Below are 12,661 nucleotides of genomic sequence, written 5' to 3' on the forward strand. Positions count from 1 at the left end.
TTACCAGGTATGAATGTCGCGCGCCGTATCCGTCATGTAGCGAACGCCACTGATGGTTGGCAGCAACTGGTTGATCAGGCGGTTCCAGCGGGCAACCGGCGCGGTGGTGACGTACACCACATCGTATGGCTGGAGACGGAACTCCGTTGCCATTACCAGCGATGTCGCATCGGACATATCCAACTGATAAATGTTGGCAATCTTGCCTTTCGCGCTGCCCTCACCTTTCAGCGGACGGATCACAAAGATGCCGCTGGCGTTAGACGAGGTCAGATCGATACCTTCCGCATTGCCCAACGCTTCGGTCAGGGTCATACCGCTGAAGTCCATTTTGAGGGTGCTCTGTTTCTTCACTTCCCCCATCACGAAGACTTTCAGATCGTCATTGCGTGGCACGTAAAGAATGTCCCCCGGATAGAGCAGCCGGTTCTGGGTCAGATCGCCGTTTTGCATCAGCGCCTGCAGCGAAATACGCTGCTCTTTACCGTTGTGGGTCAGCACCACGTTGCGCCAGTCGGCACCATCGGTTAAGCCACCCGCAGAGTTAATGGCGTCCAGCACAGTCAGTGGGACGTTGGTGATGGCCTGCTGACCTGATTTGTTCACCTGGCCGGAGATATAGGCCTTTTGCGAGCGGAATGCGGCGATATTAACGTCCACCTGCGGGTCAGCGATGTACTGCGCTAAGCGGCCGGTAATATCACTACGGATCTCGGCAAGCGTTTTGCCGGCAACATGAACTTTACCGATATAGGGATAGAACATGGTGCCGTCAGACTGCACCCAGTTCCCGGTGTCGCTTGAGCTACGGTACTGACCCGCAGGAGTGGTCAGTTCAGGGTGGTCCCAGACGGTCACGTTGATAACGTCACCCGGCCCCACGCGGTACTGGTAAGCGGCAATCTCCTGGTCCAGAGACATATTCGGCTGGGCAACATTTGGACGTGGACGCAATTGTTCCACCAGACGTGGCGTGAGTGGATAAACATTCACCATTTTGTCGAGATCAAAATCGGCATCTTGTTGTTTAATCACGTCCTTGCCCATAGTGGACATATTGCTGCCGGGAAAGACCGTACAACCGCTCATCAAGAGTGCAGATACCAATAATGGCATCAATTTCATTTTGGATTTCATCATTGATTATTTATCACTTTGGCAGAGTAATTATCCCGTTCAATTTAAATAAGCTCGAGCTGTATTGAGTTTCAGCATGCAGTTAATCAAATAGAAATATAACTGGCATCAGTCCTAAAAAAAGCTTATTCATCCATTGGCTCTTGACAGAATAACCGGGGCTGATTCACACGCTTTCAGGCACGCTACCGCCCTTGGCTTTCAGTTACCAATCCACTGACTAAACAATGTGTTATGGATAGACACCCTCTTGAGGATGGTCTTCTGGAAATATATCAACCGCCTGAAACATCCAACGGATAATGAATAACCCTGTCTGAAGACCAAAACAATAATTGCAACACCGAGATTTAACATTTGGTGCCGGGAGAATTGTTGCAGCTTACCTAATAGCAGGCAAGGAGACATCTCTCTCAATATCTGTTTTTAAGATTAATATTAAGAGCAAAGTTTTTACCTTTTAGGATTTTCTTTATATTGACAATATAAAAATAAAAACCATTATCTGCGATATATCCTAAAATTTCTTTCTGTAATTAAATCTACGCATTTACCTTATTTACAGTTTGAATCTATGACACTCTGTTTAGCACAACGTATTAAGAGAAATCGCATCCCGGCATTGCAATTTCTTTCAGCTTTATCCATGATCGAAGTGTGACATTAGTCATATAACAGAAGGTATTGCTCTTACTATGGAATGGATTGCCGATCCATCAATCTGGGCCGGGCTGGTTACGCTGGTCGTCATCGAATTAGTTCTCGGTATTGATAATCTGGTCTTTATCGCCATCCTTGCTGAAAAGCTTCCCCCTTCCCAGCGCGACCGCGCGCGCGTGACGGGCTTACTGCTGGCGATGGCGATGCGATTGCTGCTGCTGGCGTCAATTTCCTGGCTGGTCACACTAACTAAACCGCTGATTACTCTATATAATCTCAGCTTCAGTGCCCGCGATCTGATCATGCTCTTCGGCGGGTTGTTCCTGTTGTTCAAAGCCACAGTAGAACTGAACGAACGGCTCGAAGGGAAAGACAGCGAAAATCCCACCCAACGACGGGGAGCTAAATTCTGGCCGGTAGTGGCGCAAATTGTGGTACTGGATGCGGTCTTCTCTCTGGACTCAGTGATCACTGCCGTCGGGATGGTGGACCATCTTGCCGTCATGATGGCTGCGGTGATTATCGCCATCACGCTGATGGTAATGGCGAGCAAAGCGTTGACGCGGTTTGTGAACAGCCACCCGACCATCGTCATCCTCTGCCTGAGCTTCCTGCTGATGATTGGCTTTAGCCTGGTAGCAGACGGTTTTGGCTTCCATATTCCTAAAGGCTACCTGTACGCCGCGATCGGCTTCTCGGTGATGATTGAGTCACTGAACCAACTCGCCATATTCAACCGTCGTCGCTTTTTGTCAGCAAACCAGAGCCTGCGTCAGCGCACTGCCGACACCGTGATGCGCCTGCTCAGCGGACAAAAAGAGGACGCAGAGTTAGATGCCGAATCCTCTGCGATGCTGGCCGATCATAACGACGGGCAGATCTTTAACCCGCAGGAGCGGCTAATGATTGAGCGGGTGCTCAATCTGAATCAGCGTTCAGTCAGCAGTATCATGACCTCACGTCACGATATCGAGCATATCGACCTGACAGCACCGGAAGAACACATTCGCGCATTGCTGGATAGAAATCAGCATACCCGTGTGGTCGTGACTGGCGGTGAGGAAGAGGAAGAGTTGCTGGGGGTGGTACATGTCATCGACCTGCTGCAACAACAGTTACACGGCGAAGCGTTAAACCTGCGCGTGCTGGTGCGCCAGCCACTGGTGTTCCCCGAGGGGCTGCATCTGCTCTCTGCCCTTGAGCAATTCCGTAACGCGCGCACGCACTTCGCTTTTGTCGTAGATGAGTTTGGTTCGGTTGAAGGGCTGGTCACGCTCAGCGACGTGATGGAAACCATCGCCGGTAATTTGCCAAACGAGGTGGATGAGATTGATGCCCGCCATGACATCCAGAAAAATGCAGATGGCTCATGGACGGCCAACGGCCATATGCCGCTTGACGACCTGATTCAGTACGTTCCCCTGCCACTGGATGAAAAACGTGAGTATCACACCATTGCTGGTCTGCTGATGGAGTATTTGCAGCGTATCCCGCAGCCGGGGGAAGAGGTTCAGGTGGGGGACTATCGGCTCAAAACGCTACAGATTGAAAACCATCGCGTGCAGAAGGTTCAGATCATCCCCCTGCGGGATGAGGACGAGATGGATTTTGAGGTGTAAAAAAGCCGGGTGACGGCTACGCCTTACCCGGCACATCGGACATCAAAGCTTATCCAGTAACTTCTTCACATCCTTGCCTGTCTGTGAATCTTTATTACGATCTGCCCAGTTGTTAAGCCGACGTTTGGCCTCATCCTGCAGATGCTTACGCAGGATCTGATCCACCTGAAGGCTGTAATTCAGCGCCTGCCATTTGCCATATACGCTAAGCGGGACCGGTGTCTCTTTCAGGAAGTCAATCAGCTTACTTTCACCCTGCCAGCCGGAAAGTACCCTGATATTAAAACGTGTATCCGCTGTTTCTTTCACCAGATCCAGTGAACCTTCACCCGTCAGCGACAGCACGGAAGAGACTCCCTCCATGCCGTCCAGAGTAAGCAGTCCGTTATCCAGCGTCATGTCGGTGGTGAAGCTGTCGAGTCGCGTTGCGCTGTCGTAGTTTTCCTGGGCTTTCACATCACTGCTGCGTTCAACTGCCTGCTGGACCAGTTGCTGGAAGTTAAGCCCTTCCATACGGGAATCTTTCAGGTCGACATGCGCCTGACCTTGCCACTCGCGACGGAAAGCATCGGCATCAATTTTTGTGCCGGAGAAGTCGCCTGCCAGCGTCAACTGCCCGGTCAGAGATATTGGGTAGTTAAATGCTTTCAGGATGGTGCCGATCTCCACGTTATCGAGACGCGGCTGGAATTCGGCGCTGGGAACATCTTTACGGACATCCAGAGTACCCGGCAGTGAGAGGTGTCCAGCCCCTAGTTTACCGCTCAGTTCGGAGATCACCAGCAAACCGTTATGGTTAAACATCTGGCTGCTTACATCAGTAAAATCAATACCGCGCCAGCGCAGGCTATTGGCTTTCAGCAGGATATCTGCTGTAAATCCGCGCAGCGCGTTATAGTCAGGTTGTTCGAGATTGGACGAGATAACCGGACGCGACTTGGGTGCCTGGCTTTGCCCCGTTTGCGTGACATCGCTGTCTGTTGCGCTTGCGGGCAGAGGAGGCAGCAGATTCTCCAGGTTAAGTTTGTCAAACTGTAGATTCAGAACCCACTTCGGTTTTTCCTCAAGAGAGACACTCGCCTGCCCTTTCAGGCTACTGTCATTCGCCTGCAGGTTGAGGTTATCCAGTTCCAGCTGTTTTTGTTCTTCGCGCCACACGGCCTGCAACGACCCCTGACCGGTTATTCCCTGAGTGGGAAGATCGGCTCCCGTCAGTTGCCAGTTCAGTTGTTGAATGTCGGCGGTAAGCTGATGCGGATAATCGGACGCATTCACGCTGGCATTCAGTGACAGGGTCAGATCGCGCTGATCGCGGTTCACCCGGCCGCTAAAATCCAGCGAGGCAAGATGATGCTCATCCTGCTCCATATTCAGGTTTATATTTCGTACGGTGACCTGCTCATCACCTTCATGCTGGAAAACCAACACACTATCGGCCACCTTCAGTTTGCCGATATCAAATGACCAGCCCGTATCAGACGGTTCATCAGGTAAGGTATTTTCTCGCGGCGCAACCGGCGCATTTGCGTTCCGCACAGCTTCGGTCTGTGGAGTGAGCTGGATCACCGCGCCTTTCAGCATCACCTGGTTAACCTGCAACTGGTGAGAAAAGAGCGGGATCAGCGCCACATCAAGACGCATGTTGTCTGCAGAGACCAGTGGTAAAGATGCCCCCGGCGCCGTTAATGACATGCGGCCAGAGAGAATGCTGAGTTGTGGCCAGACGTGCCAGCGCAGCGGCCCATCAAGCTTCAGTTGATAACCACTACGAGCCTCGACCTGCCGCACCATATAAGCGCGGAAATCATTCGGGTTAACCAGCAGAACCAACGCTGAAAGGCCAGCAACCAGCACCACCAGCAAAATCATCAGCGTTGTCAGAACTCTTCTCATGGCATCCTCAGTGGACTAACTGATCAGTCTTTATCAATACGGCTGGCAACCGCACCCTGCTGGTCGCGATATTTTGCGTCCTGACGGCGGTTATAAGGACGCTCGGCCGGGCCAGTCAGCGGTTCAAAGCTCAGCGCACCAATCATCATGCCCGGGCGCAGTGCCAGAGGCAGTTTACCGGCATTGAAGAACTCCAGCACGATACGGCCAGACCAGCCGGGATCAATACGGTGCGCGGTCACGTGAACCATCAACCCCAGTCGCGCCAGTGAAGAGCGGCCATCCAGCCAGCCAACCAGGTCCGCCGGCAGCGTCACGGATTCATACGTCACCGCCAGCGCCAGTTCACCTGGGTGCAAATAAAAGGCTTCGCCTTCGTCAATGACGATTTCATCACTCATCACGCGATCAAGCGCGGCGCTGACTTCATCCTTCGGCCCGCTGAGGTCGATGAACGGCGCGGTATGGCCACTAAAGGTACGGAATTTATTCCCCAACCGCACATCAACGGTCACACCATTGATACGCTCCACCGGTGGACGCGGGGTAATAGACAAACGGCCTTCATCCAGCCAGGCTTCAATATCGCGATCACAAAGACGCATGGCACTTTCTCCTTTCATGCATCGTACCCTGAGGCGGTAAACACTCAGGGTAAAACCAGGTTATCTCTGAACGGTACACAATTCACGCGGCTTATTCAAAAAACTGGCTGATTTTCGCTTTTAAGATATCAATAGCAATGCGGTTTTTGCCCCCACGTGGCACGATGATATCGGCGTATTGCTTGGACGGTTCAATGAATTGCAGGAACATTGGACGGACTGTTTTCTGGTATTGCGCCATGACGGAGTCCATTGAACGACCGCGCTCATTAACGTCACGTTTGATGCGGCGCATCAGGCAGATATCCAGCGGGGTATCGACGAAAATCGAGAAGTTCATGGATTCACGCAGACGGGCATCCGTCAGGAGCAGAATACCTTCAAGGATGATGACCTTCTTCGGCTCGATGCGGATGGTTTCCTGAGTGCGGGTATGTTCTACATAACTGTAAACGGGCAGTTCAATCGCCTGACCACTCTTAAGTGCTTCCAGATGCTGGAACAGTAAACTGTGATCCATTGCATTTGGGTGGTCATAGTTGGTTTTTACGCGCTCTTCCATCGACAGATGGGATTGATCTTTGTAATAGCTGTCTTCGGGAATGACGCCGATGTGCTCATCACCTACTTGTTCACGCAGTTCGCGATAAAGCGTACTGGCAATTAGACTTTTACCTGAAGCCGATGCGCCGGCGATGCCTATAATGACGCACTGATGAGACTTATCAGTCATAAATTTAGCGACCTGATTAACCTGGATGTTAAGGAAGGACGACGCCGGAGCGTCAAACGCGGCAATTATAGGGATTTCGGGGGCGTGATACCAGTCGAAAGCGCAGGTTCTGCGAGACAGCCTGAAAAGTGACGTATTATTCCTTTAGTGAAATTTAAACGGACACTTTTTCAGCAATCAATATGAATTTTATAAAGAGTAACTATTTAATAAGTCTATGATGTCAAATTATGAGCAGTCACCATATGAATTGTAAATTGTTTGTACTAGCATAAACCAAATTATCAAATTCACTCGTCCGGACTTCTTTCCTGACGGCATGGCGTCTCTGGATAAAGCGGTAATGAATAAACAATACCAGCGGGTTTTGGTTACCACCCCACATCCTTTATTACGACTTGTCTGTCTGGGCCTGGTCACCTTTATCTTTACCTTATTTTCGCTGGAGCTTACTCGCTTCGGTACTCTGCTGGCGCCGCTCTGGTTTCCCACCGCCATCATGATGGTGGCGTTTTACCGCCACGCCGGAAAAATGTGGCCGGGGATAGCCCTGGCCTGTTCGTTTGGCAATATTCTGGCTTCATGGATGCTGTTTTCGTGGGGGGCGACAAGCTTCATCTACCCCTTAATCAACGTTATTGAGGCTGTCATTGGTGCGTTATTACTGCGCAAATTGCTCCCGTGGTATAACCCGCTACAAAATCTGAATGACTGGATCCGTCTGGCCATTGGCAGCGCGCTGGTGCCACCACTGGTGGGTGGTGTTCTGGTCTATTTTCTGGCCCCCACTCCAGAACCACTGCGTAATTTCCTCGTCTGGGTCTTGTCTGAAGCCATTGGTGCGCTGGCGCTGGTGCCATTAGGGTTGCTGTTTAAACCGCATTATCTGCTGCGACATCGTGACCCGAAATTGCTGCTGGAAACGCTGACCACCATGGCAGTGACGTTAGTCCTCAGTTGGGCAGCGATCACCTGGCTGCCGTGGCCCTTTACCTGCGTTATCGTTCTGCTCATGTGGAGTGCCGTGCGCCTGCCGCGAATGGAAGCGTTCATGGTGTTTCTGGTCACCGTCATGGTAGTTTCCCTGATGATCGCCCGTAACCCTGTGGCGCTGACCACTCAGCATACTAACGCCATGTTGAATGCGCCGTGGCTACCGTTCCTGATGCTGCTCCTGCCTGCCAACGTGATGACTATGGTGATGTATGCTTTCCGTGCAGAACGCAAACATATTACCGAGAGCGAGGAGCGTTTTCGTAACGCGATGGAGTATTCCGCCATCGGTATGGCGCTGGTCAGCATTGAGGGCAAATGGCTTCAGGCTAACAAGGCTCTGTGCAACTTTCTCGGTTACAGCCAGACGGAACTCCAGTCGCTCACCTTCCAGCAGTTAACCTGGCCGGAAGATTTACATACCGACCTGGAACAACTGGAGCAACTGGTCAACGGTGAGATTAATACCTACACCCTTGAGAAACGCTATTACACGCGCAATGGAGAGGTGGTCTGGGCGCTTCTTGCTGTCTCTGTCGTGCGCCATACCGACGGTTCACCCCTCTATTTTATCGCCCAGATCGAAGATATTAACGACCTGAAACAGACCGAATGGGTCAACAAACGCCTGATGGAGCGTATTACGCTTGCCAACGAAGCGGGGGGTATCGGCATCTGGGAGTGGGATCTGGAGCCTGACATTATCAGCTGGGATAAGCGGATGTTCGAGCTGTATGAAATACCGCCGCACATCAAGCCCACCTGGCAACTCTGGCACGAAACGATGCTGCCTGAAGATCGCGCGCATGCAGAAAAGGTGCTGCGGGACTCCCTGATTTCCCGTCTGCCGTTTAAGCTTGAATTCCGCATCCGCGTGAAGGAAGGCGTGAGACATATCCGCTCTCTGGCGAACCGGGTGCTGAACAAGCAGGGCGAAGTCGAACGCCTGCTCGGTATCAACATGGACATGACCGAAGTTAAGCAACTCAACGAGGCCCTGTTCCAGGAAAAAGAGCGTCTGCACATAACCCTCGACTCCATCGGCGAAGCGGTGCTGTGCACCGATATCAACATGAATGTCACCTTCATGAACCCGGTTGCCGAGAAAATGAGCGGCTGGCTGCAGACCGAAGCTATCGGTCAGCCCATCCTGCGGGTGCTGCATATTACCTTTGGTGAAAAAGGGCCGCTGATGGAGAACATTCATAGCGGTGATATGTCCCGTTCCGATATCGATCAGGACGTGGTCCTGAACTGCCGCACCGGCGGTTATTTTGATATTCATTACAGCATTACGCCGCTCAGCACACTGGACGGACAAAACATTGGCTCGGTTATCGTGATTCAGGATGTGACTGAGTCGCGCAAAATGCTGCGTCAGTTGAGTTACAGCGCTTCCCACGATGCCCTGACCCACCTGGCAAACCGGGTCAGCTTCGAAAATCATCTCAAACGGCTCTTGCAGACCGTTCGCGAAACGCGCCAGCGTCATGCGCTGGTCTTTATCGATCTTGATCGTTTCAAAGCGGTCAACGATACGGCAGGCCATGCCGCAGGTGATGCCCTGCTCCGGGAGCTCTCTTCATTAATGTTGACCATGCTCCGCTCCAGCGATGTACTGGCGCGTCTGGGCGGGGACGAATTCGGTTTGCTGTTACCGGACTGCAACATAGAGAGCGCACGTTATATCGCCAGTCGCCTGATCGATACCATTAATGGCTATCACTTTATGTGGGAAGGTCGCCTGCACAGAATTGGCGCCAGCGCAGGTATCACGTTGATTGATGAAAATAATCATCAGGCATCAGAGATCATGTCGCAGGCTGATATCGCCTGTTATGCCTCGAAAAACAGTGGGCGCGGCATAGTCACGGTTTACGAACCTCAGCAGGAGCGGGATCACAGCGCACGCAGCATGATGTCACTGGATGAACAGTGGCACATGATTAAAGACAATCATCTGATGATGATAGCCCGCAGTGTCGCCTCGCCCCGCATACCGGAAAGCTGTAACTTCTGGCTCATTTCGTTACGCCTGTGGACCAGCCAGGGCGAAGTACAGGAAGAACACGCCTTCCGATCTGGCCTGGCGGAACCTGAGCTGTTGCACGCTCTCGACAGACGGATCTTTAGTGAGTTTTTCCGTACCTCTGCCGCACAAGTCGCGAGTAAAGGTATGGGGGTCGCACTGCCGCTTTCTGAGGTCGGTTTGGCTAGCATGACGCTGGTCGATGAACTTCTCGACCTGCTGGATAAAAGCCCACTGCCGGGCCGTCTTCTGCATCTGATCATCCCTGCCGATGTGGTGTGCAACCCGGATGAAAACCTGCAACGCGGGCTGCAAAAGCTTCGTCAGGCGGGCTGCCGTGTGATCTTCAGTCAGGTGGGGCGTGACATGAACGTCTTTACCCATCTGAGCGCGAATATGGCCGACTATCTGATGCTGGACGCGGAAGTGGTGACCAACGTTTATGGCAATCTGATGGATGAGATGATGGTGACTATCATCCAGGGCCATGCCCAGCGTCTGGGGATGAAAACCATCGCAGGTCCCTGTAATCAGCCGATCATGATGGATACACTCTCTGGCATCGGGCTCGATTTTATTTATGGTGACACGATTGCCGAGCCACAGCCGCTGGATCTACTTCTCAATACCAGTTATTTCGCTATCAACTGACGGCGCCCAGCCGTCGGTATACCAGATGTGCAGCAGTGCGTAAGAGCGCCAGGGCTGCCAGCGCTGAGCATAGCGACGAATTTGCGCTGGCGTCATCCCGGCGAAGCGTTGCTTAATCAGATAATCATCCGGCAGAAAAACATCCTTCGCCTGCCAGCCGCGCAGAGCCAGATAGTTTGCCGTCCAGCGCCCTATTCCAGGCCGCTGCTGTAACGCCTTCATACCTGCCTCCACGTCCTCGGGTGGCGTCAGCGGAAATGTGCCGTCAATCACCGATTGCGCCAGATGAATCAACGACTCAGCGCGTTTGACTGGCATCCCGAGCGCTTTCAGCGCCAGCGGGTCCGTTGCGGCCAGCGCTTGTGGTGTGGGGAAGCAGACATAGCCTGGCGAATCGTTTACCGGTTCACCGCACAGTGCGACAACGCGTGAAGCCAGTTTTGCCGCCATTGCCACACTGACCAGTTGCCCGAGAATGGCCCGCACGCCCTGTTCGTAAGCATCCATTGCTCCCGGCAAACGTAAACCAGGCCGTGCAACGCCGAGATCGCCAAGTGTCTTGTGAATTTCATGCGGATCGCAGGCCAGATCGAACAGACGCCCGATACGCTCAAGACAGGTTCGCGCAACCGGGATTAACCCGGGGCTCAACGTTACCCTTAGCGTGTGAGTCCGGCTATCCGGTGTGACGCGAAAGATCCCCTGGTGCCCCTCACAGGCGAAACTGCGCTCGTAATAGTGTTCAGTGACGGTCTCGACGCCCTCTACCGCACGCGCGCCAAGAAAGCCAAACATCCATTGCCAGTCGTAAGGGGGTTGCCAGGTCAGGGTATACATTGTCGCTCCTTTTTTGTTCCCCTCAGCATAAACCGAAAGACCTTGTTTCGCCTTGCTTTCATATTCCTGTTGTCGCGATGCAGACATTTCGTTAAAGTCTCGCCCCTTCTCACTGGCATGGGGATTATTCGTGTTTATTGGATTTGACTACGGTACGGCGAACTGCTCAGTTGCAATTATGCAAGACGGACAGCCACAGCTCCTGAAAATGGAAAAAGAGAGCACGCTGCTACCATCAATGCTCTGCGCACCTACCCGCGAAGCAGTCAGCGAATGGCTGTTCCGCCATCATCAGGTTCCGGCCACAGCGGCGGAGACCCAGGCCCTGCTGCGCCGGGCGGTCAGTTTTAACCGCGAGGAAGATATCGACGTTACGCCTTCCAGCGTGCAATTCGGCCTCTCTTCGCTCGGGCAGTACATCGAAGATCCCGAAGAGGTTTACTTCGTTAAATCACCAAAATCCTTCCTGGGTGCCAGCGGTCTGAAGCCACAGCAGGTGGCGATGTTTGAAGATCTGGTCTGCGCCATGATGCTGCACATTCGCAATCAGGCGCAAACCCAGGTGTCGGAAGCGATCACCCAGGCGGTGATTGGCCGTCCGATCAACTTCCAGGGACTGGGGGGAGATGACGCTAACCAGCAGGCACAGGGTATCCTTGAACGTGCGGCGCACCGTGCTGGCTTCCGTGACGTAGTGTTCCAGTATGAGCCCGTTGCGGCGGGGCTGGATTTTGAAGCCACACTGACGGAAGAGAAACGCGTATTAGTCGTGGATATCGGCGGCGGTACGACAGACTGCTCGTTGCTGCTGATGGGGCCACAATGGCATAACCGTCGTGACCGCGAAAACAGCTTGCTGGGGCACAGTGGTTGCCGCATCGGCGGTAACGATCTCGATATTGCCCTGGCATTCAAGAGCCTGATGCCACTGCTTGGCATGGGCGGACAAACTGAAAAAGGGATCGCTCTGCCAATCCTGCCATGGTGGAACGCTATCGCGATTAACGACGTCCCGGCGCAGAGTGATTTTTACAGCACCGCAAATGGCCGTTTCCTGAACGACCTGGTGCGCGATGCACAGGACGCAGATAAAGTTGCCCTGCTGTATAAAGTTTGGCGCCAGCGCCTGAGCTACCGTGTGGTGCGTACTGCTGAAGAGAGCAAAATTGCCCTTTCCGACCGCGCTGAGCATGCGGTCTCCTTGCCGTTTATCAGCGACGATCTGGCCACCGCGATTTCACAGGACGGGCTGGAGGCAGCGCTCGCTCAGCCGCTACAGCGTATTCTGGAGCAGGTGCAGTTGGCACTGGAGAACGGTAAAGAGAAGCCTGACGTGATTTACCTCACCGGGGGTAGCGCGCGTTCACCGCTGATTAAGAAAGCGCTGGCCGAACAGCTGCCAGGCATTCCGATTGCGGGTGGCGATGACTTTGGTTCCGTTACAGCCGGTCTGGCGCGCTGGGCGCAGGTGATGTTTAGCTAGTGTTGTTGCAGTGCGGGCTGG

Annotated in this window: 8 protein-coding genes; 3 read left to right on the top strand and 5 right to left on the bottom strand. The window is 53.1% G+C overall.

Annotated features, from left to right (window positions below; genetic code table 11):
• Entirely contained in the window at positions 1–1,140 is a 1,140-nt protein-coding gene (locus V6E55_RS16670) for a polysaccharide export protein (RefSeq protein WP_028016366.1), read from the bottom strand.
• A gap of 692 nt (positions 1,141–1,832) precedes the next feature.
• Between V6E55_RS16670 and V6E55_RS16675 the strand changes: the two genes are divergently transcribed.
• A complete protein-coding gene (locus V6E55_RS16675; RefSeq protein ID WP_236921074.1) occupies positions 1,833–3,416 on the top strand; it encodes a TerC family protein in 1,584 nt (527 codons plus the stop codon).
• 42 nt (positions 3,417–3,458) lie between these two features.
• Here the strand turns inward: V6E55_RS16675 and asmA are convergent, their stop codons facing one another.
• The 3 genes from asmA to udk all read right to left on the bottom strand — a co-directional run bounded on the left by asmA (position 3,459) and on the right by udk (position 6,647).
• Positions 3,459–5,309, bottom strand: coding sequence for an outer membrane assembly protein AsmA (asmA, locus tag V6E55_RS16680; protein WP_316943412.1), 1,851 nt, complete (start codon positions 5,307–5,309; stop codon positions 3,459–3,461).
• Positions 5,310–5,332: 23 nt separating this feature from the next.
• Positions 5,333–5,914, bottom strand: a complete 582-nt coding sequence (dcd, locus tag V6E55_RS16685) for a dCTP deaminase (protein ID WP_114977763.1) — start codon at positions 5,912–5,914, stop codon at positions 5,333–5,335.
• A 91-nt stretch (positions 5,915–6,005) separates the two neighbouring features.
• Complete coding sequence (gene udk, locus V6E55_RS16690; protein WP_008500855.1) at positions 6,006–6,647, bottom strand: uridine kinase; 642 nt, start codon at positions 6,645–6,647, stop codon at positions 6,006–6,008.
• 343 nt (positions 6,648–6,990) lie between these two features.
• Between udk and V6E55_RS16695 the strand changes: the two genes are divergently transcribed.
• On the top strand, positions 6,991–10,320 hold the full coding sequence (locus tag V6E55_RS16695) for a diguanylate cyclase (protein WP_316943414.1): 3,330 nt from the start codon (positions 6,991–6,993) through the stop codon (positions 10,318–10,320).
• On the opposite strand, the gene alkA is transcribed toward V6E55_RS16695, so the two are convergent.
• Entirely contained in the window at positions 10,285–11,157 is an 873-nt protein-coding gene (gene alkA, locus V6E55_RS16700; RefSeq protein ID WP_316943415.1) for a DNA-3-methyladenine glycosylase 2, read from the bottom strand. The genes V6E55_RS16695 and alkA overlap by 36 nt on opposite strands.
• Positions 11,158–11,287: 130 nt before the next feature.
• On the opposite strand from alkA, the gene yegD reads away from it, so the two are divergent.
• Entirely contained in the window at positions 11,288–12,640 is a 1,353-nt protein-coding gene (gene yegD / locus V6E55_RS16705) for a molecular chaperone (protein WP_114977761.1), read from the top strand.
• Positions 12,641–12,661 lie beyond the last annotated feature (21 nt).

Source organism: Enterobacter sp. 342 (assembly GCF_036663495.1).
Classification (GTDB): Bacteria; Pseudomonadota; Gammaproteobacteria; order Enterobacterales; family Enterobacteriaceae; genus Enterobacter.

What these genes read in the sequence shown, in the direction of transcription:
- udk (WP_008500855.1), bottom strand. Translation starts at nt 6,647, where the DNA reads ATGACTGATAAGTCTCATCAGTGCGTCATTATAGGCATCGCCGGCGCA.
- V6E55_RS16675 (WP_236921074.1), top strand. Translation starts at nt 1,833, where the DNA reads ATGGAATGGATTGCCGATCCATCAATCTGGGCCGGGCTGGTTACGCTG.
- alkA (WP_316943415.1), bottom strand. Translation starts at nt 11,157, where the DNA reads ATGTATACCCTGACCTGGCAACCCCCTTACGACTGGCAATGGATGTTT.
- V6E55_RS16695 (WP_316943414.1), top strand. Translation starts at nt 6,991, where the DNA reads ATGAATAAACAATACCAGCGGGTTTTGGTTACCACCCCACATCCTTTA.
- asmA (WP_316943412.1), bottom strand. Translation starts at nt 5,309, where the DNA reads ATGAGAAGAGTTCTGACAACGCTGATGATTTTGCTGGTGGTGCTGGTT.
- dcd (WP_114977763.1), bottom strand. Translation starts at nt 5,914, where the DNA reads ATGCGTCTTTGTGATCGCGATATTGAAGCCTGGCTGGATGAAGGCCGT.
- V6E55_RS16670 (WP_028016366.1), bottom strand. Translation starts at nt 1,140, where the DNA reads ATGATGAAATCCAAAATGAAATTGATGCCATTATTGGTATCTGCACTC.